Source organism: Streptomyces sp. NPDC044002 (assembly GCF_056434525.1).
Genome location: NZ_JBWKEZ010000044.1, coordinates 1 through 19486 on the forward strand (window position 1 = coordinate 1; position 19486 = coordinate 19486).

General features: G+C 70.9%; 21 protein-coding genes and 5 pseudogenes. 16 read left to right on the forward strand and 10 right to left on the reverse strand.

Going from position 1 to position 19486, the window contains the following annotated elements; genetic code table 11:
- Positions 1 to 182: 182 nt before the first annotated feature.
- Positions 183 to 314, forward strand: a complete 132-nt coding sequence (locus tag AC07A6_RS27800; RefSeq protein WP_478778952.1) for a hypothetical protein — start codon at positions 183 to 185, stop codon at positions 312 to 314.
- A gap of 43 nt (positions 315 to 357) precedes the next feature.
- Here AC07A6_RS27800 and AC07A6_RS27805 read toward each other — a convergent pair whose 3' ends face one another.
- The 3 genes and pseudogenes from AC07A6_RS27805 to AC07A6_RS27815 form a co-directional block, all read right to left on the reverse strand.
- The gene (locus AC07A6_RS27805) at positions 358 to 1086 is read right to left on the reverse strand and encodes an ISL3 family transposase (protein WP_478778953.1); all 729 of its coding nucleotides are present in this window, start codon (positions 1084 to 1086) and stop codon (positions 358 to 360) included.
- A gap of 158 nt (positions 1087 to 1244) precedes the next feature.
- Positions 1245 to 1997 (reverse strand): annotated as a pseudogene (locus AC07A6_RS27810) (ISL3 family transposase); the annotation flags it as partial.
- Between the two features lie 95 nt (positions 1998 to 2092).
- Entirely contained in the window at positions 2093 to 2482 is a 390-nt protein-coding gene (locus AC07A6_RS27815; protein ID WP_478778954.1) for an Imm1 family immunity protein, read from the reverse strand.
- 339 nt (positions 2483 to 2821) lie between these two features.
- Here AC07A6_RS27815 and AC07A6_RS27820 point away from each other — a divergent pair.
- A pseudogene (locus tag AC07A6_RS27820) lies at positions 2822 to 3470 on the forward strand (PP2C family protein-serine/threonine phosphatase); the annotation flags it as partial.
- Positions 3467 to 4136 (forward strand): annotated as a pseudogene (locus AC07A6_RS27825) (cobalamin B12-binding domain-containing protein); the annotation flags it as partial. The pseudogenes AC07A6_RS27820 and AC07A6_RS27825, both read left to right, overlap by 4 nt.
- A 51-nt stretch (positions 4137 to 4187) precedes the next feature.
- On the opposite strand, the gene AC07A6_RS27830 reads toward AC07A6_RS27825, so the two are convergent.
- Entirely contained in the window at positions 4188 to 4928 is a 741-nt protein-coding gene (locus AC07A6_RS27830) for a hypothetical protein (protein ID WP_478779021.1), read from the reverse strand.
- A gap of 191 nt (positions 4929 to 5119) precedes the next feature.
- Here AC07A6_RS27830 and AC07A6_RS27835 point away from each other — a divergent pair, with 191 nt between their 5' ends.
- From AC07A6_RS27835 to AC07A6_RS27850, 4 genes are read left to right on the forward strand one after another with little or no spacing between them, the layout of a single operon-like run.
- The gene (locus AC07A6_RS27835) at positions 5120 to 5848 is read left to right on the forward strand and encodes a BTAD domain-containing putative transcriptional regulator (protein WP_478778955.1); all 729 of its coding nucleotides are present in this window, start codon (positions 5120 to 5122) and stop codon (positions 5846 to 5848) included.
- Positions 5849 to 5884: 36 nt separating this feature from the next.
- The gene (locus AC07A6_RS27840) at positions 5885 to 6547 is read left to right on the forward strand and encodes a DUF998 domain-containing protein (protein WP_478778956.1); all 663 of its coding nucleotides are present in this window, start codon (positions 5885 to 5887) and stop codon (positions 6545 to 6547) included.
- A 7-nt stretch (positions 6548 to 6554) separates the two neighbouring features.
- Entirely contained in the window at positions 6555 to 7742 is a 1188-nt protein-coding gene (locus tag AC07A6_RS27845) for a sensor histidine kinase (RefSeq protein WP_478778957.1), read from the forward strand.
- Positions 7739 to 8404 carry a response regulator transcription factor gene (locus AC07A6_RS27850; protein ID WP_362456921.1) on the forward strand — a complete coding sequence of 222 codons (666 nt, stop codon included), beginning with the start codon at positions 7739 to 7741 and terminating at the stop codon, positions 8402 to 8404. Before AC07A6_RS27845 ends, AC07A6_RS27850 begins: the two co-directional genes overlap by 4 nt.
- Before the next feature lie 218 nt (positions 8405 to 8622).
- Here AC07A6_RS27850 and AC07A6_RS27855 read toward each other — a convergent pair whose 3' ends face one another.
- Complete coding sequence (locus AC07A6_RS27855) at positions 8623 to 8772, reverse strand: hypothetical protein (RefSeq protein ID WP_362456918.1); 150 nt, start codon at positions 8770 to 8772, stop codon at positions 8623 to 8625.
- 1258 nt (positions 8773 to 10030) lie between these two features.
- Here AC07A6_RS27855 and AC07A6_RS27860 point away from each other — a divergent pair.
- On the forward strand, positions 10031 to 10432 hold the full coding sequence (locus AC07A6_RS27860) for an SMI1/KNR4 family protein (RefSeq protein WP_478778958.1): 402 nt from the start codon (positions 10031 to 10033) through the stop codon (positions 10430 to 10432).
- 304 nt (positions 10433 to 10736) lie between these two features.
- Positions 10737 to 11642: a methylenetetrahydrofolate reductase gene (locus tag AC07A6_RS27865; protein ID WP_478778959.1), complete on the forward strand. Its 906-nt coding sequence runs from the start codon at positions 10737 to 10739 to the stop codon at positions 11640 to 11642.
- 36 nt (positions 11643 to 11678) lie between these two features.
- On the opposite strand, the pseudogene AC07A6_RS27870 reads toward AC07A6_RS27865, so the two are convergent.
- Positions 11679 to 12447: pseudogene (locus AC07A6_RS27870) on the reverse strand (IS256 family transposase); the annotation flags it as partial.
- Positions 12448 to 12667: 220 nt separating this feature from the next.
- Positions 12668 to 13519 carry a LysR family transcriptional regulator gene (locus AC07A6_RS27875; RefSeq protein WP_478778960.1) on the reverse strand — a complete coding sequence of 284 codons (852 nt, stop codon included), beginning with the start codon at positions 13517 to 13519 and terminating at the stop codon, positions 12668 to 12670.
- A gap of 95 nt (positions 13520 to 13614) precedes the next feature.
- Between AC07A6_RS27875 and AC07A6_RS27880 the strand changes: the two genes are divergently transcribed.
- The 3 genes from AC07A6_RS27880 (at position 13615) to AC07A6_RS27890 (ending at position 15245) form a co-directional block, all read left to right on the forward strand.
- A complete protein-coding gene (locus tag AC07A6_RS27880; RefSeq protein ID WP_362456904.1) occupies positions 13615 to 14346 on the forward strand; it encodes an SDR family oxidoreductase in 732 nt (243 codons plus the stop codon).
- 67 nt (positions 14347 to 14413) lie between these two features.
- Positions 14414 to 14569 carry a hypothetical protein gene (locus AC07A6_RS27885; protein ID WP_478778961.1) on the forward strand — a complete coding sequence of 52 codons (156 nt, stop codon included), beginning with the start codon at positions 14414 to 14416 and terminating at the stop codon, positions 14567 to 14569.
- 127 nt (positions 14570 to 14696) lie between these two features.
- Positions 14697 to 15245, forward strand: a complete 549-nt coding sequence (locus tag AC07A6_RS27890) for a hypothetical protein (protein WP_478778962.1) — start codon at positions 14697 to 14699, stop codon at positions 15243 to 15245.
- A 385-nt stretch (positions 15246 to 15630) separates the two neighbouring features.
- Here AC07A6_RS27890 and AC07A6_RS27895 read toward each other — a convergent pair whose 3' ends face one another.
- Entirely contained in the window at positions 15631 to 15789 is a 159-nt protein-coding gene (locus AC07A6_RS27895; RefSeq protein ID WP_478778963.1) for a hypothetical protein, read from the reverse strand.
- Between the two features lie 500 nt (positions 15790 to 16289).
- On the opposite strand from AC07A6_RS27895, the gene AC07A6_RS27900 reads away from it, so the two are divergent.
- From AC07A6_RS27900 to AC07A6_RS27910, 3 genes are all read left to right on the forward strand, one after another.
- Complete coding sequence (locus tag AC07A6_RS27900; protein ID WP_478778964.1) at positions 16290 to 16895, forward strand: hypothetical protein; 606 nt, start codon at positions 16290 to 16292, stop codon at positions 16893 to 16895.
- Between the two features lie 156 nt (positions 16896 to 17051).
- Positions 17052 to 17315 carry a hypothetical protein gene (locus AC07A6_RS27905; RefSeq protein WP_478778965.1) on the forward strand — a complete coding sequence of 88 codons (264 nt, stop codon included), beginning with the start codon at positions 17052 to 17054 and terminating at the stop codon, positions 17313 to 17315.
- Positions 17312 to 17686, forward strand: a complete 375-nt coding sequence (locus tag AC07A6_RS27910; protein WP_478778966.1) for a PIN domain-containing protein — start codon at positions 17312 to 17314, stop codon at positions 17684 to 17686. Before AC07A6_RS27905 ends, AC07A6_RS27910 begins: the two co-directional genes overlap by 4 nt.
- Before the next feature lie 19 nt (positions 17687 to 17705).
- On the opposite strand, the gene AC07A6_RS27915 is transcribed toward AC07A6_RS27910, so the two are convergent.
- Entirely contained in the window at positions 17706 to 17990 is a 285-nt protein-coding gene (locus AC07A6_RS27915) for a hypothetical protein (RefSeq protein ID WP_478778967.1), read from the reverse strand.
- Between the two features lie 442 nt (positions 17991 to 18432).
- Between AC07A6_RS27915 and AC07A6_RS27920 the strand changes: the two are divergent.
- A pseudogene (locus tag AC07A6_RS27920) lies at positions 18433 to 18619 on the forward strand (hypothetical protein); the annotation flags it as partial.
- Here AC07A6_RS27920 and AC07A6_RS27925 read toward each other — a convergent pair.
- Complete coding sequence (locus AC07A6_RS27925) at positions 18613 to 19425, reverse strand: serine hydrolase domain-containing protein (RefSeq protein WP_478778968.1); 813 nt, start codon at positions 19423 to 19425, stop codon at positions 18613 to 18615. The pseudogene AC07A6_RS27920 and the gene AC07A6_RS27925 sit on opposite strands and share 7 nt — an antisense overlap.
- Between the last annotated feature and the right edge of the window lie 61 nt (positions 19426 to 19486).

The window sequence follows — 19486 nt, forward strand, 5'->3', positions numbered from 1 at the left end:
TCGCCTCTCCGGGGGGGGGGGAAGGGTCCCCCCCGACAGACCCCCGGGGGGTTCTTTTTTTGGGGGTTCCCCCCCCCCCCCCCCCCTCCCCCCCCCCCCCCCCCCCCCCGGCCGGGGAGCCGTTCCCCGCTCGCCGCCCTCGACCCGGTCGTTGCGGGGCAGGACGGGGGCTGCTGGCGGGGGTGGCGCGGGTCGCCGGGGTGGGCCGGGCCGCGGTGGTGAACTGGCGCCGTAGGCAATCCGACTTCACCGGCCCGGTGGCCGGCACGGACGTCCACCCGCAGTTCGACTGCGGCGCGGTCGCGGCCTGGTGATGAGACTCCTTGGAAAGTAGCTGTGGCGGAAATTTCGTGACGATCACGGCGGCTGAGCGAGGACAAGGGTCCGCAAGAGGGCGAAGGAAGCTCGGCCGTATGACCGGCGCTTGATCAGCTTGATCCGTGTGACCTGGCCTTCGACGGCGCCGGAGCTCCAGTTCAGTGTGAGGCCATTGACGACGGCGTCCCAGTTGTTCTGGAGGAAGGCGGCGAAGCCCTGGACAGGCTGGGGCCCGTGGTCGAGGGCACGGGCCATCCAGCTTGTGAGGTCGTTGCCGCGGCGTTCGCGGGCGATGGTGCTGAACTCATGGGCGAGGTCCCGGGCGGTGGCGAGGTCGGGGCAGGCGGCCAGGATGCGTTCGAGGTGTTCACGCTGGCTGTCGGTGAGGGTCTCGGGGCGGCGCATGATCCAGGTCGTGATCCGGCGGGGACTGGGAATCGGCTGCGGTGGTTCGGGGGCAGCAGTGCCGGCGCGGAGGGTCGCGATGTACTTGGTGACCACGACGCGGCTGCCGCGGTAGCCGCGTTCGCGGATCTCGCGGCACAGGGCAGCGGCGTTGGTGGCGCCGCCACGGAAGCGCTGTTGCAGGTAGGGCTTGAAGCGGTTGATGTGGCCGTTGGGACGGGGTTCGCGGGCCGAGGCGAGGATCTGGTCGAGGTCGGTGGTGAGGTAGTGGCGCGCACCGTCTTGCGGTCGCGGCCCAGGCGGTCGGCGATCGCGCTGATGGTCCAGCCACGTTCGCGCAGCTGGTGGATGTCGATGTGCCACTGACGGACGCGTGCCAGGAGCTGGCCGTCCGGTGGATCGTTCGGCTCCGGGGGCCCGATCAGCGCCGCCAGGGCCTCGGGGGCGGACGGCTCCTGGTGCTGGTCCAGATCGTTGATCTCGGCGTCTTTGCGCAGGCAGGCGCGGTGCTGGTGCGCCGTTCGTTCGACGGCACGGGCGAGCGAGTGCAGCAAATGCCAGCGATCTGCAACCTCGATCGCATCGGGTGCCGCGCGGGCCGCGGCCTGGCTGAACGTGCTGCACCGGTCCCGGCAGATCACCTTGATGTCGGGGTGGTCGGCGAGCCAGGCGGCCACCGTGTCCGCAGTGCGGTCGGGCAGCAGATCGATCGGCCGCCGCGTTTCGACGTCGAACAGCACGGTGCCGTAGGTGGCGCCCCCGCGGAACGCGAACTCGTCGATCCCCAGCACCGTGACCTGGCCGGATGGTGGGTCGGGGAGCCGACGGACTTCCCTCACGATCACGTCGCGGCTCGCCCTCACCGGCAGGTAGCCGGCGAGCCGGGCGCCGGCCCGGCCACCGACGGCCAGCCCGATCGCCTGCACCATCCGCGCCACGGCCACGGTCCGTCGCTGGTACGGCGTCGTCAGGTGTTCCACCTGCTCCGCAAGGGTCCGGCGCTTGCAGGCGGCGTTGTCGCAGAAGAACCGGCGGACCATCAGCCGGAGAACCACCCGTCGGCCCCCGATCGGGCGGTCCGCCAACCGCCGTCTGTACGTGCTGTGGAGACGCGAGGCCGACACAGCGCACGCCGGGCACGTCACCGCCCGCTGCCCAGCATGCACATCGATCCTGACGGTGTCCTCGACCACCTCCACACCGTCCACGACGACCCCGTCGACGTCAGGCCACACCAAGTCCCAGAACCGCTGTTCGTCCCCCACGAACAGCATGTTGAGGAACGGACAACGCTGGCTGTACAGGATGTTTAGAACTCACCGTCACGAACTATCGGCCACAGTCGACTCCAAAGTCACATCAGGTGCGGTCATTCACCGCAGTCGCCTTCAACGATCACCTCGGCGGGCCAGGTGCCATGCTCGATGAAGTACGCCACGGCATGGCCAGCGACATCGAAGGCGACAGTGTCCCGGTCGGGGTAGCTGTCGACCTGCCCGTTGGACAGCACGTAGCCGCCAGAGGAGCCTTTGCCGCGCGGATCGACGAGATGCTCACCAGGGTCGTCCTTCCCGTCAAGCGACACGACCATCGCGCGTTCGCCGTTGGTGACCACGACCAAGAGCCGCCCCGCGTCATTCTCGAACCACGTCTCCTGGCTCCCCCAGTCCCACCGACTTCGAAGCAGCTGTCGAGCTTCCTCACCGGAATAGGCGTGAACAGCAGAGCCTTGCAGGTGCCAGCGGTTCGTAGTAGTCAAGGTGCTCCTGCCTCGATCTGGCGTCTCCGAACAGATAGGGCCGGACACGGGCGATGACAACGCCGGGACAGCGTCTGAAGGGGTCCCCATTCTCACACCCACGACTACCGTCAAGAACGGCGATAGGGAGCTGCTCCTATCTCTCGGATCAAGGGCATTGGCCAGACCGACCGTCGTGCCGCTCAAGCCATCTCCTCAAACGTCGGCCGTACGGCCGCGCCTCCTTCACTCCGTTGCGGACCCTTGTCCTCGCTCAGCCGCCGTGATCGTCACGAAATATCCGCCACAGCCCATCTGGCCCTGGCAAGATTTTCGTGACGCTGGGGTGTGCCACCGTGCGCCGGTGACGCTCCGTCATCCTCCCTGGTCGTCCTCGGGGACGTGTGCGGCAAGGGTCTGGAAGCGGCCGTGATGACCGGCAAGATCCGCAACACCCTGCACGCCCTCCTGCCGATGGCCGACGACCGCCACCGCATGCTCCAGCCTGCTCAACACCTCGCTGCTGAACTCCGAGAACGCCCGCTTCGCCACCATGGTGCTGGCCTCCACGGCCCGTGACGGCAACGCGGTGCGGCTGCGCCTGACGAGCGCCGGGCACCCCGCCCCGCTGATCCTGCGCTCCGACGGCCGGGTCGAGGAGGCCGACACCAAGGGGACGCTGGTCGGGGCGCCGCCCCGGATCACCACGGAGACGGCCCGGGTGACGCTCGCACCCGGCGACACCTGCGTCCTGTACACCGACGGGATCAGCGAGGCACGGGGAGGACCCATGGGCGGAGCGATGTTCGGGGAGGAGCGGCTGCGCCGCGCCCTGTCGGAGTGCGCGGCGATGCCCGCCGAGGCCGTGGTGGAGCACGTGCAGATGCTCACCTCCCAGTGGGTCGGGACGGGCCGCCACGACGACATGGCCGTCATCGTCATCTCGGCCCCGCGCACCAACCACCTCAGCGCCGTGGACGGCCACACCCGCGGACGGTTCACCGCGTGAGCACGTCCGTGACGTCCGCCCCGCCGGTCCGTGAACTGCGCGCACGGGTGTGGGAGTCGGTGCTGGCGTTCGACGAGGGCGCCACGGTCGCCACGCTGCTCCGCGCCCTCGACGCGGGCATGAGCGCAGAGGACGTCCTCCTCGACGTCATCGCCCCCGTGCAGGGACGCCGTCGGCCGGGAGTGGGCGGCGAACCGCATCACCGTCGCCCAGGAGCACGCCGCGACGGCCATCAACAACCGGGCCGTCGCCGCCGTCGCCCTGCACCCCCGGGGGACCCCGGCACCTACCCGCGGCCGGATCACCGTGGCCTGCGTGGACGGCGAATGGCACGCCCTGCCCGCCCGGCTCCTGGCCGAGGTACTGCGGATCAGGGGCTGGCGCATCGACTACCTCGGGGCCCAGGTGACCGCCCCGCACCTCGTCGCGCACCTGCACCGTACCGGCCCGGACGCCGTGGCGCTCTCCGGCTCCCTCGCGACCCGCCTGCCTGCCGCCCACGCGACCGTCACCGCCTGCCAGGCCGTCGGCACCCCCGTGATCGTGGGCGGGCCCGCCTTCGGGCCCGGGGGCCGCTACGCACGCCTGCTGGGCGCGAACGCCTGGGCCGGCCGAGCCGGTGCGGCCTCAGCCGCGACAGCCGGGTCTCCCGACCGGCCGCGCCCTCCCGGATGGTGGAGTTGGTCGTGGCCGTCGCCTTGCCGAGGGGGCCTGCGTTCAGCGGCCCAGCGCGGAGCGGAGGGTGATTCCGTACCGGCTTCGCAGACGCCGTACCTCCCACACGGACAGGGCCGTCACGGACACGGGTCCGCCGAGGAGGAAGGCGGTGAGAACGGCCGCAGGGGCGGCCACGTCGGCGTCGTCGAAGAACTGGAGCACGGCGAGCGACCACACGAGCAGGGGCGAGATGAACGCGGGCAGCAGCTCGTGCACATCGGCGGTGCGGAAGCACGAGTTGAGGCCGGTGACAAGGGCGAACAGCGTGAAGCACAGCGCCGCGACGAGACCGACGGCACACGCGACGCCACCCACGATGAGGATCACGGTGAAGACGAGGCCGCTGATGATCGTGCCGCCGATCTTCCCGAACAGGCCGAACGTGATGTCATGCCCGCCCAGCCACTGCCCCACCGGAATGTCCCCGCGCAGGAAAGCCAGCATCAGCCAGGCTGTGCCCGCCCCCAGGAAGATCACGCCCAACGCGCGCAGCGGCCATATAAGTCGGGACGCGTACAGGCGACCCAAGGGGGCACGGGCACCGAGGATGAAGGCGGCAACCCCCACGACCCCGGCCACCAGCACGATCGCGCACCCGAGCAAGAGGTCTTCCAGCTTGCCGAGGACGAAGTCCTCGCGCCCCGTCTTCAGGGGATAGGCGAACACCAGCCACAACGTGGCCCCCAGACCGAGCGCCGTGCGCAGGATCCGCATAAGGCCGATGACCGGGTCCTCGACCATGCCCGGTCGTCCTTGGCCCGTGAGCGCGAGCGCGAGTGTGACTGGCGCGGAGACGGCGGAACGCACCGATCGTGGGCCTTGCTGAGTGGTCAAGTTTCATTCCCCGGGAGTACTTCGATTGCGCCGGCCACCCTAACCGGATACATCGTCACGCGCGTGACCAGGATGCCCTGAACCAGCGCGAGTACGGCATGGCCAGCCCGCATCACGGTGAGCATCGTGCCGGAGCAGGTCCGGCGGCCGGGCGAGGCGAGCGGGTGGATGCCTTGGACGGGGGGCCTTGCAGGAGACCGGGTACTCATCGGAGGCGCCCTGGAGGTCGCCCGGGCGCAGAGGTCACCGATGGCGCATCCAGCGCGGGTCAATCGCCTGGTCCCGGTACAGGACGCACCCGCCCGTCCTGCTGGTGTTCAACCGGATCGGCGAGCGCCACCCCAACCGCACGGGTCCGCGCCTTATGGAGCTCACCCGCCACCTGTGGGAAGGCGACCAGCAGAAGGCCGGCCACCACCGCTGCCACGGGCGGATCCCGGGTCGCGGCGCTGGCGGCGCGGGCGAAGACCGCCGGGGACCCGCGCCTACGGGCCGGACCGCTGGCCGAGGCGCTGGAGGTGTGGCGAGGGCCCGCGTTCGCCGACTTCGCCGAGGAGACGTTCACCCGGGCTGCCGCCACACGGCTGGAGGTCGAGGGACTCCCGCCCCCGGGGATCGTCGTCGGCGCCTTCGCTCAGCGGTGTCCGGCACGGTCCGGGCGCCAGGACGTTCACGCGGATGCCGGTGCCCGCGAGTTCGGTGCCGCAGCGGCACGGCTGCGCCGGCACCTACACCCAACGGTGCAGCCGTCCCGGACGACGACACCGTCCGGTGTACGACGGGACGTCCTCATCGGGGTGACGCGGCCACCCCCGCTTCCTCCGTAGGTTCTGGATCACCGGAACGACACCGAGGAGGACCACATGACGACGACGCACACGGCTTCGGCATCGGGAGCACGGGCCCCGCTCACCCTGATCGGCACGGGGGTCCTGGCGATGGCCGCGCTGGAGACGCTCAACCCGGAGTACGACCTGGTGAGCGAGACCCTCAGCCGGTACGTACACGGCACTTCCGGCTGGCTGCTCCCGGCCGCCCTGCTGGCCATCGCCGCCGCCTCCACCATCCTCGCGATACGGCTCGGTGCCGGGACCCGGCGGTGGGGCCGGGCGGCGCTCGTGGTGTGGACGGCCGGCATGCTGGTGGCGGCCCTCTTCCCGGCCGACCCGCCCGGCCACTGGAGCAGCCCCTCCGTCTCCGAACTCGTCCACGGCAACGCCGCCTTCCTCGCCTTCGCCGCCCTGCCGACCGCCGCCGTTCTGCTCCGCGGGACGCTCGCGGCCGAGCGGCCCGGCCTGCGCACGGCCCTGAGCGCCCTTACCGCGGCCTCGGTGACGGCCACGGCGGCGCTCGCCGTCCTCCTGGTCGACGTGATGGACGGCGGCCCGTCGCTGGGACTGGGCGGAGCCCCCACGCTCGTCGGTCTCGCCGAACGCCTGGTGATCGCCGCCGACTTCGGGTGGATCGCGCTCGCCGTAGTCGCTGCGGGCGCCCGCGAGCAGCAGGGACGGGACCGTCGTGGATGATCGGCGCATGGAACGACTCGCCGTCCCCGCTCCTGCCGGCCCCCGCGTGGTCCGGCTCGTCGACCGGCTCCTCGCGGCCGGCACCGCCGTCGCCGTCCTGGCCGGCACCGCCCGGCTCGGCGGCCGCCTGGACGTCGCGGGAGCCCTGCCGCTCGCCCTGTGGCTGAGCCTGCTCCTTCTGGCGCGCTGCCGGTGGCCGCTCGCCGTGCTGCTGCTGAGCGTGCAGGCCGTCGTCGTGTTCCGCACCAGCGGACTCACCGACGCCGGCTGGGTGTGGCCGGTCTCCGCCGCGTACGCCGCACTCGCCGCCGACGACCGGCCCGGCCGCCCAGGCCTCCCGTGGGCGGCCGGCGTCGGCCTCGCCGAACTGGCCTTCGCCGCGACCTGGGAGATGACTGCCGGTGGCCTCACCCCGCGCGAGGTCATCGGCTCCCTGGGCGCCGAGGCCCTCTGGCTGACGGTGCTCCTCGCCGCCGCGACTGCCTACCGCAACCGCCTCCGCTGGCGTGCCGAACGCGACGAACGCCTGCTGCGAGCCGTGCGGGAAAGGGACCTTGAGGCCGGCCGGCGGATCGCGGAGGCACGCCTGGAGATCGCCCGCGAACTGCACGACGTCGTCGGGCACACCCTCACCGTCGTCGGGATCCAGCTTCGGGTCGCGGCCGAGGCTCTGGACGATTCACCGCAGGAGGCGCGGGCCGCGCTCACCACTGCCCAGCAGGTCCGTACCGAGGCGGTACGGGACCTCCGCGCGCTCGTCCACGTGCTGCGCGCGCCGGGGGAGACCCCGGAAGGCCCCGCGGCCGGAGCCCCCGAGGTCGCGGCGCTCGTCGACCGGATGCGGTCGGCGGAGCTGGACATACGGCTGGAGACGTCCGGCGACCTCGCCGCCGTCGCCGCACCCCTCTCCCTCGCCGTCCACCGGATCGTTCAGGAGGCCCTCACCAACACCGTCCGCCACGCAGGGGCGTCCCGGGCCGACGTGAGCGTCCGATGCGGCCACGGGCGGGTGGAGGTGAGCGTCACCGACGACGGCCGGAACCCGGCGAAGACATCGGGGGCGCCTGGGCACGGCGTACGCGGGATGGACGAGCGGGTCCGTGCGCTCGGTGGCGACTTCTCCGCCGGACCGCGCGGCGGGGGCGACGGATGGGTCGTGCGGGCCGCCATCCCTGTGCCAGGCTTCCGCCCATGACGATCAAGGTGCTCCTGGCCGACGACCAAGCCCTGGTACGGGCCGGATTCGGCAGCCTCCTCGCCCGCGCCGAGGACATCGAGGTCATCGGTGAAGCGGGCACGGGCGACGAGGCCGTCCGAACGGCCCGCGCCGTCCACCCCGACGTCGTCCTCATGGACATCCGCATGCCCGGCACGGACGGCCTCACCGCCACCCGGAAGATCGTCGAGGACTCCGAACTCACGGACTGCCGGGTCATCGTCCTCACCACCTTCGAGACCGACGAGTACGTCTTCGCGGCCCTGCGCGTCGGCGCGAGCGGCTTCCTCACCAAGGAGATCGAACCGGACGACCTGCGCCAGGCCATCCGGTCGGTAGCGGCCGGAGACGCGCTGCTCTCACCGAGCGCGACCCGACGGGTGATCGAGCAGTTCGCGCACCGCCCGGCGGCCCCCGTCGACACCGCCGAACGGCTCGCCGTGCTCACCGCCCGGGAACTCGAGGTGACCCGCCTGATCGCGACCGGCCTGTCCAACGACCAGATCGCCGCACGGCTCTTCATCAGCCCGCTCACCGCCAAGACCCATGTCACCCGCGCCATCGCCAAGCTCGGCGTCCGCGACCGCGCCCAACTGGTGATCCTCGCGTACGAGACGGGCCTGGTCCGCGCAGGCGGCTAGCGACGCCTTGGTCTTGCTGAACTTGATGTAATCCGTGAAGCCGGGCGCGGCGCGGAACTGCCACTCGCCTGCGGCTCCGCCGCTCAGGCTGTCGACGTCCCCGAATTCGAGGTCGTTGACGGTCGCGCGGAGTCCTTGAGGATTCTGATCTTCGCTCCGGCGTACTGCCAGGCGGCGATGGCGTGCCTGATCTCGGGGTCGTGCTCCGAGACCTCGGTCTACCGCAGCTCGCTGCCGTCGACGGAGCTGTGGGACTTGGATTCGGACGCGCCCTTGACGCACGGCGCCGGATCCACGGCGTGTGCCGGGCCGGGCGCGAGGAGCAGCAGGGCGGCGGCCGTTGACAACGCGGTGGGGGGAAGCTTCATCCTGTCCACGTTAGGGCTCCGGCTGGAGTGGCCGATCGTTTCCTCGGGCCGGTGAAGACAGGATGAGCGGGGCGGCCGTGCTCTTCACCTCGCTTGTGCTCTTCACTTTGCCCGAGGACCTGGTGCGCTCGATGCTCTCCTTCCCGGCGTGGCCGGACATGGCCGGACTTGGCCGCCAAGATGGCCCACCTCGACCAGCAGGGCGTCGACGTCGTTTCCTTCCTGTGGGCTGCGCAGGGCCAGGGCGTCGGCGTCGACCGGGCCGTCGCCGCGCTCCTGGCCCAGCAGGGCGCCGCCGCACCGGCGGCCGCCCCTTCTGCTCCCGATCCGGCCCCGGCTCCGGCTCCGGCGGCCCCGGTCCCGAATCCGGTGGCGGTGAGCGTGGATGCCCGCGCGATGTGGGTGCCGCTGACCGAAGGCCTGGCCGTTCCGAACGACCTGGACCTGGCTGACCGGCCCGCCGCCGTGTCTCAGCGCAGTAGGTGGCGGGCATCACCGGTGGCCGGATCAGCCCGGCGCTCACGCTGGCGCGCAGCGGGGCGAATGATCAGCCGAGGCCCTGCACCTGGCCGAGCAAGAACTCGGCGCACACGCCGATCGCTGGTGCAACCAGGGCGTGGCCGGTGGCGACTACCTCGACTACATGCGAGCCGGACGCCCGGGCGCTACAACTCGCTGAGCGACAGTAGACCTGTCGGCCCCGTGTCCGCCGTGCTGGCGCCCGCTGTGGGGCTGAGACTGGCCGTAGATCCTGGCCAACTGGCGGAGGAGGGTGCGGGATGGTGCTGCGGCCGCCGGTGGAGCCGATGCTCGGGCAGGCCGCTGAGGCGCTCCCCGGGCCTGCCCTACTGCGGACGGGTGTGGCCTACGAGCAGAAGTGCGACGGACACCGCGCGATCTTGTTCTCCGCGTCCGGGCCGGGCGGGCGGGTGCTGCTTCAGCCTCGGCGCGGGTCCCTGGTCCAGGACCGGTGGCCGGACCTGGTGCGCCGCCCAGGCACAGCTCCCCGGAGGTCTGGTCATCGACGGCGAACTGATCGTCCGGGATGTGGAGGAGGGCCGGCTCTCGTTCGAGGCGTTGCAGCGCCGGGCCGCCGTCGGCAGCCTCGGCGCCCCTTCCTTGCCGCCCGCTGGCCGGCCTACTTCGTGGCATCCGACGTCTTGCAGAAGCTCCCCCTGCTCCGCAAACGCGTACTCCTCACCGCGGCACCAGGCGGCCACCGCCACCAGGCGGGCGATGCCCTTGATAGAACTGCCTGATGAGTTCGAACAACGACCAGATCGCGCAGGTCGAGCACCACTTCGGAGTCCGCTTTCCCCAAGATTACCGGGACTTCCTGGGCACCACAGGAAGTCTGAGTCAGTTCGTTCCTCCCGCTGACGACTTCCTGGTGATTGACGCGCTGGTCGAGCTCATCGGCATCAATGAGGCTGGCGAGTTCCAGAAGCGCTTCCCCGGTGCCGTCGTCATCGGTGGGGACGGAAGCCGTGAACTGCTTGCCTATGACTTTCGTCAGGAAATTCCGCCTCTGGTGACACTCGACGTCTCCGCAGAGAACTGGTCATCCGCCATCTACCAGGCACCTTCGCTCTCCGCCCTGCTCGAGCAGTTCCCCCAAACCGGATGGAGGTGGGACGACAGTGATTCCGCGCACTCCTGACCACCGCTCATACGGAATGTGTGCCAGAACTGAAAGCCGGCTCTGGTCCACTTCTCGTGGTGCGGTCACGCAGGGTGGTCAAGGGATGATGGGGGACCTCTGTCAGAACGGCGGGTCGTCGCTGTAGCTGCCGCCGCCTGGAGCAATTGTCAAACCCTGTGGATCCGATCCACGTGGCTGGACGTCGGTTGGTTCAGAACCGAATCCGGTCTCACAGGGTGGTACTCGCATGCCGTATGGCGGATGAGCTGCTAACTTCCGCGTCATGGCGAACCAGAGCGACAGCACGGATCTCCGAAGTCGGGTGACTGACGCCGAGAGCGGTGTCCTGCTGTTCGGCATCACGCCGCCCCGCCTGAGCAACACTCCCGAGCGGATCCGGGAGATCACCGCTGCCACCCTGGCACGGTTGGAGTTTCTCGATGTCGATGGTCTGGCGCTCTACGACATCGACGACGAGAGCGACCGCAATCCGACGGAACGGCCGTTTCCGTACCTGCCAACCATCGACCCTGCCACCTACCACGCAGACTATCTTGGCGAGTGGAACCGCCCCGTGGTCGTCTACCGGTGCGTCGGCAAGTACTCCCAGGCGGAGCTGCGGACCTGGCTGCGGACGGCCGACACGGACCGGCTGCTCGGCGTCTTCGTCGGCGCGTCCTCGAAACAGAAGGCGGTGCGGACCGGCCTGTCCGCGGCGCAGGACCTGCGCCGCGACGTCCGTCCAGACCTGCTGCTCGGCGGCGTGGCCATCACCGAACGCCCCGAGGAACATCTGCGGCTGCTGGCCAAGCAGGATGCCGGATGCGCGTACTTCATTTCGCAGGTCATCTACAACGCCGACGCGGCGAAGAGCATGGTCTCGGACTACTACTACACCTGCCGCGAGCGGAGCCTGGAACCGAGGCCCGTCCTGTTCACGCTCTCGGTGTGCGGCTCGGTGAAGACGCTGGCGTTCCTCCAGTGGCTCGGCGTCGACGTTCCGCGCTGGCTGGAGAACTCCCTGCGGCACGCGGACGACACGCTGGCCGAGTCCTACCAGCACTGCCTGGCCAACGCCCGGGACTTGATCGCCTTCTGCCGCGAGCTCGGCATGCCGTTTGGGTTCCTCGTGGAGAGCGTGTCCATCCGCAAGGTCGAGATCGAGGCCTCGGTCGCCCTCGCCCACGAGCTGAGCGGGCTGCTGGGGCGAGGCAGACCATCCGTGTGAGGCCAGGCACGAACGTGCAGTCATCGAATCCTGCGATCAGGCAGCGGTGGTTTCCTCGCGCTCGACAAGAACTCCCTTCTCAAAGCGAGCCTCGGCGCGGACCAGCGCGACCAGATGGGGCGCGTTGACCGAGCGCCAGCGGTCCTGGGCCGACTCGATGAGCTTGAAAGTCATCGCCAAGGCGGCCGACCGGAAACCGGCGCCGCGAGTGACCTTGGTGCGCAGCCTGACCGTGGAGAAGGTGGACTCGATCGGGTTGGTCGTGCGCAGGTGGATCCAGTGCTCGGCCGGGTAGTCGTAGAACGCCAGCAGCACGTCCTCGTCGTCGACGACCCTCGCCACGGCCCTGGGGAACTTCGCGGAGTACTGCCGGGCGAACGCCTTGACAGCGGCCTTGGCCTGGTCTTTGTCCTCAGCGTTGTAGATGTCCGCGATCGCGTTCTTCGCCGCCGGCTGCGCCGACTTCGGAAGGGCGTCCAGCACGTTCGCGGTCTTGTGCACCCAGCACCTCTGCTCCCGGGTCTCGGGGAACACCTCGCGCAGCGCCTTCCAGAAGCCCAGCGCCCCGTCGCCGACGGCGAGCACCGGTGCCGCATCCCGCGCCGGGCGCAGTCACGCAGCAGGTTCGCCCACGACTCGCCGGACTCCCGGTAGCCCTCGTCCAGGGCTATCAGCTCCTTGCTGCCGTCAGCCCGGACGCCCACCATGACCAGCACACACGCGCCTTTGCCTCGTCCAGCCGTACCTTCAAGTGCACGCCGTCGGCCCACACGTACACGAAGTCGGTCTTGGACAGGTCCCGCTTCTGGATGGACCGGCTCGCGCAGGTTCCCCTGTCCTTCCTCTGCGCGTCCGGTGCGGAGTTCGACGAGTACGTCTACTCGTGGGTGGAGACCCCCCGTATCTCCCCAAGGAACTCCTGGAGTTCGGCTGGGCCGGCGAAGTGGACGCCTGACAACCGGCTCGGGCCCCGGCCCCGGAGTAGCACGGCCACGACAGGTGGAACCCGGCCGGGGATGTCGGAACTACTGGAGACGGGTCGCGGTGCGGACGAGGTCGGCGACGGCTCTGGACCGGCTGTGCGGGGGCCAGGCGATCACGGTGGTGACGTCCGGCGCGTCCAGCACGGGCACGGCGGCGAGGTCACCGGGCAGTTGGGCCCGGCACGACTCCGGTGAGACCGCGCAGGCCCGGCCGAGCGCGACGAGCTGCAACAGCTGCGCGTGGTCGCGGACCCGCGGGCCGGGGCCGGGCGGGTAGGTGCCGTCGGGGCCGGGCCAGCGTGGCAGGGGGAGGCCCGGCAGCCCGGTGATGTCGGCCATGTGCACATGGGCCCGGTCAGTGAGCGGATGCCCGGCCGGCAGGACTGCGACCTGGCCCTCCGTGCCGAGCTCTTCGGTGTCGAGCCCGTCCGTCGAGTCGAACGGCCGGTGCAGCAGCGCCACGTCGGCCAGGCCCTCGCGCAGGAGCCGTCCCTGCTCGGCCGGGCCGCACAGGATGACGTCGACGGCGACCGCGCCGGGTTCGGCGGCGTACGCGTCGAGCAGTTCCGCCAGCAGTTCGCGGGACGCGCTGGCCTTCGTCACCAGGACCAGGCCGGGACGCCCGGCCGCGGAAAGGGCGGCGCGCCGGGTTCGGCGCTCGGCGGCGTCGACCGCGCCGAGGGCCGCCCGGCCCTCGGCCAGCAGCACCGAACCGGCCTCGGTCAGCGTGACGGTGCGGCTGGTCCGGTCCAGCAGCACTGCCCCGAGCCTGCGTTCGAGCTGCTGGATCGCCCGCGACAGGGGCGGCTGCGCGATCCCGAGCCGCTGCGCGGCGCGCCCGAAGTGCAACTCCTCGGCGACCGCTACGAAGTAGCGCAGTTCCCGGGTCTCCATCCGGCCACGCTACCCCGGATCAATACCCGGACGGTATCGTCGCCCACCCGATCGGTCTTGGACCCCGGCCGGAGTCCGAGGACAGCATGATCCCCATGAGCGAACGAACGATTGCGCTGGTCACCGGCGCGAACAAGGGAATCGGCTACGAGATCGCCGCGGGCCTGGGCGCCCTCGACTGGAGCGTCGGCGTCGGCGCCCGCGACGATCGGCGCCGGAAGGCCGCGGTGGAGAGACTGCGCGCGGCCGGCGTCGACGCGTTCGAAGTACCACTGGACGTGACCGACGATACGAGCGCGACCGCCGCCGCACGGCTGATCGAGGAACAGGCGGGGCGCCTCGACGTGCTCGTCAACAACGCCGGCATCGCCGGCGCCATGCCGCAGGAGCCCACCCGGGTCGATCCCGCCATCATCCGGGCGGTCGTGGAGACCAACGTGATCGGCGTCATCCGCGTCACCAACGCGATGATGCCGCTGCTGTGCCGCTCTGCTTCACCGCGGATCGTGAACATGTCCAGCAGCGTCGGCTCCCTCACCCGGCAGTCAGGAACCGCCGCCGAGCAGACGGCGGGTCCGGTGGCCGTGGCGTACTCGCCGTCCAAGACGTTCCTGAACGCAGTCACCCTCCAGTACGCCCGGGAGCTGAGCGGCACGAACATCCTGATCAACGCCGCCTGCCCCGGCTACGTCGCCACCGACCTCAACGGCTTCCGCGGCGTGCGCACCCCCGAACAGGGCGCGGCGATCGCCATCGAACTCGCGACCCTGCCCGACGACGGTCCGACCGGCCGGTTCTTCGACGACGCCGGCGTAGTGCCCTGGTGATCGTGCACATCCCGTCACTGGCAGCGGCGACATCAGCCCGGCCGGCGCCGAGGACGGCGCCCACCCGGTGGAGAGCGCCCTCGGCGGCCTGCCGCTCGCCCTGCTCGCCGTGCTGTGTGCGTACACGGCGCTGCCGCTGTGGCTCGCCGCACGACGCCTGCCGCAGACGTCGTGCACGGCGACAGCCGAAGGGACGGAACCCAGCGCCGGTGCCGGCGTCTGATCCCCTCGGCGTCGTACGGACCGACGCGGGCAACCGCACGTTCATGCAGGTGAAATGACGGATCATCGGGAGATGGCGGGCTCGCTTGGCAGTCTCGGCGGCACAGGGAGCTACCGGGAGGCAGGGCATGCAGGACCGGGCGGGCAAGGTGAAACCGCGGCTGGTGTTCGTCCACGGCATCGGCGGCTCCCGGGATCCCGCCGCGGAACTCGCCCTCTGGAAACGGCACCTCGCCGACGGCTTCCGGGCCGCCGGACACGGCGGGGAGATATCCGCCCTCACCAGGGACTGGGCGGCCGACAGCTCCTTCGCGCACTACGGCGACCTCTTCGCCGACGCGGGCGCGCAGAGCGGAGACGGGCCCGATCTCGACGAGGAGGAGACCCGGATCGCCCTCGGGCTCCTCGCCGCCCTGCTCGACGAGGAGGCCACCGTCCCCGAGAACCTGCGCGATCCGGCCCTGCGGCAGCTCGCGCCCGAGTACCGGATGGCCGGGCTGAAGGTACTGGCGGCCAAGCTGGAGTGGCCGCCGAGCCGGCTCTCGCACCACCTCAGGCGGATGCAGACCCGCGGCCTGGTCGAACTGGCCTATGAGGCGGACGGGCAGCTCGCCGTCGGCGCGACCGGTGAGGCGGCGCGGAACACGGAGACGGCCACGCTCCAACATGCCGGATAGGTAAGGCGGTTTCACCTCCGCCCGAGGCTCCAGCGCCCTCAAAGACCTCCGAGTTGCACCACAACGGGCCGGCCCCTGCAACAGGGGTCGGGCCCGCTTCCTTTGCTGGCCTACACCCAGCCTGTCCGGTACGCGATCCAGCCTCGGGCGGCTTCGGCGGCACGGGCCTGGTAGCCGCGCGGGTGCGGAACGTTCGGAGGGGCAGGGTTACGGGAGGAACGCTTCCAGTACCCGCCGAACGCCGCCGCGAACGCCGTCACCGCGTTCGTGTCCGGCACCGATCCCAGCAGTGGAGCAATGACCTGCTCGGCGGAAGCAGGATCATGCCCGGCGAGGATCAGGTGCGGTACCAGCGACGCCGCGTCGCACCAGTCGGCCGCCTGGCTCAGGTACGACCAGTCGACGACGACGGCCTCGCGGGCGCATTCTCAGCGAGCTGTACCCAGCCGCACAGGATCGAGGCGTCGACATCGGCCATCTGCGGCGCGTCGGGGATGGGCGAGGGGGTCAGCACCTCCCGGATGCGCAGCAGCGCATCGACCACCGCGCGCAGGTCCGGGGGAGCCCGGCGACAGGTCGGGGTTGCCGTCCGGCAGGTCCTCCAGGCACAGCAAGGACCATCCTTGCTCCTTGCCGGAAGGCGCGGACCAGATCACGCGCGGGCCGGGAGCAGCCTCGGGCAAGGCAGAGGTGATCCGTGTTTCTGCCGCATAGACCGCGGACATGGGGTGATCGTCCGGGATGCCCTTGACGAAGACGCGGGTCCCATCGGAGAGGAGGAGGCGCGCGGTGAGGCCCGGCGTGAACCCGCCGCCGCACATCTCGGCCTCGGCGACGGCGGCACCCAGCCCGGCGACGACGTCGCTCCAGCCGACGTCGGCTCCTCCGTCGGCTTCTCGGTCTCCAAGGCAGAGCCGGTCCGACGGCCTGGCTTGCTCTGTCCCTCGGCAGCGAACTTCGGCTGTTCGCGCGCGGTTGCTCCCGCAGGCGCGCGATCGTCGTACCCGGGCAAGCGGCAGCAGCCTCACAACCGCGGGAGGGGTTATGGAGAACGGCGAGAGCTGGATGTCCGACGAGTTCGGAACATCGCACGAGGGCCGCGTCGGGGTGCTCCTCGCGGACGGGACCGTGCCCAAGCCGGTGTACTTCGACTCGGCATCGGGCACTGTCGGCCGGGACATCAGCCACTGGAGCGTCTACGACGGCAGCACCCATCCCACGCGTCCGAAGGCGGATGCCCTGCGGCCCGAATGCTCCTGCGGCTGGAGTGGGGCCGCCTACCCCGTGGAGTGGGACCCGGTCGGCGAGCAGCCCTTCCGCGAGAGCGGGTGGGCCGCCGCCGAGCAGTGCGAAGAGGACCGGGACCGGCACATCGGCACCGTACGAGACACCACCATTGCTCTCCCTGCCGAGCTGGAGGTGCTCCTGCGCAGCGTCGGTGACGCGATCGAGAGGCTCTCCTGGGATTCCCCGGCCGCCGCCATCAAGGCCGCCCGCAGCCTGGAGCTCATCGCCCAGCGCACCGCCTACGGGGCCGCCCACGACGCCCGTGATCAGGAGCCCGCCGAGGTTGCCGCTGCCCTCGGCCTCACCCCCGACCACGCCCAGGCGCTGCTCGCACGCTTCGGCGGCTGGGACTTCTACGGCTGACCAGCGGCGTCACCTCTCACTCCGGCCGGGCTTCGGCCGGCGCCCGGCCGGTGCGGCGCAGCGAAAGCCTGAGTGCGCCATGCCGACCGGGTCATGGCGGGCACGAGGTAGTCGGTTGCCATGACAGCAGGGTTCTACCGGCGGTAGAACCGCTGCATGAGTGACAGCAAGCCCACCAGCATCAAGACGAGCGAGGCGATGCGGGACCGGCTGTGCCTCCTCGCGCAGGAGCGTGCCACGACCATCACCGAGCTCCTGGAGGAGCTGGCCCAGAGCCGGCTGACTCGAGCGGAGCAGGAGCAGCGGGCGCTGGAGGCTGCGGCAGAGCTGGGGCTGGAGTACACCGAGCAGGTGCAGCAGGCCGGCCAGTCGGCCTGGGACAAGATCCGCACCCATCAGGGCGGCGCCGCCGCCGCGTGAGCCTGACGGCTGTCTTCGACCACACGGCGCTCGTCGCCCTCTACCAGGCCGACCCGTTCTTCACCGGCCTGTACATCGAGTCCTCCCGGGGCACCGGCCGGGTCCTGATCCCGGCCCTGTCCGTCCTCGCCGCCGAGCGGACGGCACCTGGCGCCGCCTCCCAAGCCGCGCGCCTGCGGTTCGCCGAGACCGTGCCCTTCACCGCGGCCCACGCCCTGGACGCCGGCTTCTGGCCGACCACCGACTGGACGGTGACGCATCCGGCGGCCATCGCCTGGCAGGCGGCGAAAACCGGGGAGCCGGTCACCGTGCTCTCGCTGACCCCCGAGGCGTACGAAGGCACCGGGGTCTACCCACTCAACCCGAGCTAGCCGGGAGGCGTCGCCTGCCTCAGCAAGCTCCGGCAGTGTCCCTCGCCGCCGCCGCCGCTGCAGGCAGTGCAGACGTCAGCGCGGCGCGCAGCTGTTCGTCCTCGCGGATCATCGCGTGGTCGGACCCGTAGACGACCAAGCGGCGGTCCCGGGCCGTCAGCGCGGTCAGGCGATCGTGCTGCTCTGGCCTCAGGGCGGCGGACCCCCACTCCTGGCGCTTGCCCAGTGTGACGAACGCGGCAGGGCCGCTGGTCAGGACGAGCTCGGACTCACACCAGTGCAGAACCGGGCGGGAATCGGGCATCTCAAGCAGTTCGCGACCCCGAGCTCCAGGGTCCCTGCGCTCGGGGGTGGTTCCGAACGGGATGATCCCGCCGGCCTGCCGGGTCGTCGGCTTCCCTACTCCCGGGGTGGCCCCCAGCCAGAACTGCGTTCTGCCCCCTGAACCCGATTTCCCGTTTCCCGGCTCTCGCGCCGTGCAGTTGGGTCTCTCACGCCCGGGCGGCCCGCTGGCAGAAGCCACGTCCGCTCTGGTAGGAGGCCGGCGGCCCGAGGGCCTGCGACTGTTCGATGAACGCTTCCGCGGCTCCGAGGGCCCCGCACCGGCCGGCGCCGCGACGCCGAGGACCCCGACGTCCGGCGGCCACCGCACCCGTGCCGCCTGGGCCGTCGCCTTGCACATGAACGCGCTCAGCCACGTACGAACGTCCGTACTTGCCTGAGCACATTGACGAGTACGCCGACACCCCCTCGGCGACCCGTGCGCCTTCGACCTCATCCGCGCCTCGGACACGGTGGGCATGTACCAGCTGGAGTCCCCCGGCCGGCAGGACCTGGTGGGCCGGCTCCAGTCTCTTCCGCCCCGGCCCGGTCAAGGGCGGCGTGCCCGCCCTCCACATCGCCGCCCGCCACGGCGCCGCCCCCAGTCAGCCCTTGTGCTGCTGTTCGAGTAGCTCGATGCCCATGCGGTCCGTATCGCTGGAGGTGCCGCCGATCTGGTGGACGAAGACCCAGGAGCCGTTGGGGAGCGCGCCGGCGAAGGCGGAGGACGTCCTGGTCGCGCCGTTGTGCCAGGTGACCCGGCCGGTGGTCTGCCAGGTGGGTGCGGGAGCTCCGAGTTTCCGGTCGGCGAGCAGGCCCTTGAGGAGGTCGGCGGCGGCGCGGGGGGTGGCCCATAGGCCGCCGGCGGGAAGGATGGCTCCGTCCAGGATCCATTGGGGTCGCTTGCGTCCGAAGAGCCCCGTGGGGTGCAGGCGCCGCTTTGCTGGTGGGCTGGCGGTGATCTCGCCGACGCCCAAAGGTGTCAGGACGTGGTCGTGAACGAGTTGTTCGTAGGACGTCTGGGCCGCCGAGGACAGGGCTGCCCCGAGGATGGCGTATCCGAGGTTGGAGTACTCCTTGGTCGTGCCGGCGGGCGCGACGGTGATCTGGTCGCAGGTGTCCAGCACTCGGTGCAGGGCGTCGGTGTCGAAGGTGCGGTAGGGGTCCTTGCCGGGCAGCCCAGGAGGCTGCCGGGGGAGGCCCGAGGTGTGCTCGGCCAGGTGCTGGAGGGTGATGCCGGTTCCGCAGGGTGCCGGGAGCCAGCGGTCCACTGGGTCGGCGGCGTCCAACAGGCCGGCTGCGGCCATGCGGACGAAGGCGGTCCCGGGAGGACCTTGGTGAGCGAGCCGATCTGGACGTAGCGGTCCGGGTGGTGGCCGTGGCTGGCGCGGGGCGCGGCAGCGCTGGTGAGGACACATGTGGGTGTGCGTGTCCGTAACACGGGCGCGGGTCCCTTCAGGGGCGGGCGGGCGGAACCGC

Excerpts from the sequence above, each read along its gene's own strand:
- AC07A6_RS27830 (WP_478779021.1), bottom strand. The coding sequence starts at position 4,928 with ATGGTCGAGGACCCGGTCATCGGCCTTATGCGGATCCTGCGCACGGCG.
- AC07A6_RS27835 (WP_478778955.1), top strand. The coding sequence starts at position 5,120 with ATGGCCAGCCCGCATCACGGTGAGCATCGTGCCGGAGCAGGTCCGGCG.
- AC07A6_RS27840 (WP_478778956.1), top strand. The coding sequence starts at position 5,885 with ATGACGACGACGCACACGGCTTCGGCATCGGGAGCACGGGCCCCGCTC.
- AC07A6_RS27845 (WP_478778957.1), top strand. The coding sequence starts at position 6,555 with ATGGAACGACTCGCCGTCCCCGCTCCTGCCGGCCCCCGCGTGGTCCGG.
- AC07A6_RS27850 (WP_362456921.1), top strand. The coding sequence starts at position 7,739 with ATGACGATCAAGGTGCTCCTGGCCGACGACCAAGCCCTGGTACGGGCC.
- AC07A6_RS27855 (WP_362456918.1), bottom strand. The coding sequence starts at position 8,772 with ATGAAGCTTCCCCCCACCGCGTTGTCAACGGCCGCCGCCCTGCTGCTC.
- AC07A6_RS27860 (WP_478778958.1), top strand. The coding sequence starts at position 10,031 with ATGAGTTCGAACAACGACCAGATCGCGCAGGTCGAGCACCACTTCGGA.
- AC07A6_RS27875 (WP_478778960.1), bottom strand. The coding sequence starts at position 13,519 with ATGGAGACCCGGGAACTGCGCTACTTCGTAGCGGTCGCCGAGGAGTTG.
- AC07A6_RS27880 (WP_362456904.1), top strand. The coding sequence starts at position 13,615 with ATGAGCGAACGAACGATTGCGCTGGTCACCGGCGCGAACAAGGGAATC.
- AC07A6_RS27890 (WP_478778962.1), top strand. The coding sequence starts at position 14,697 with ATGCAGGACCGGGCGGGCAAGGTGAAACCGCGGCTGGTGTTCGTCCAC.
- AC07A6_RS27900 (WP_478778964.1), top strand. The coding sequence starts at position 16,290 with ATGGAGAACGGCGAGAGCTGGATGTCCGACGAGTTCGGAACATCGCAC.
- AC07A6_RS27905 (WP_478778965.1), top strand. The coding sequence starts at position 17,052 with ATGAGTGACAGCAAGCCCACCAGCATCAAGACGAGCGAGGCGATGCGG.
- AC07A6_RS27915 (WP_478778967.1), bottom strand. The coding sequence starts at position 17,990 with ATGCCCGATTCCCGCCCGGTTCTGCACTGGTGTGAGTCCGAGCTCGTC.
- AC07A6_RS27925 (WP_478778968.1), bottom strand. The coding sequence starts at position 19,425 with ATGTGTCCTCACCAGCGCTGCCGCGCCCCGCGCCAGCCACGGCCACCA.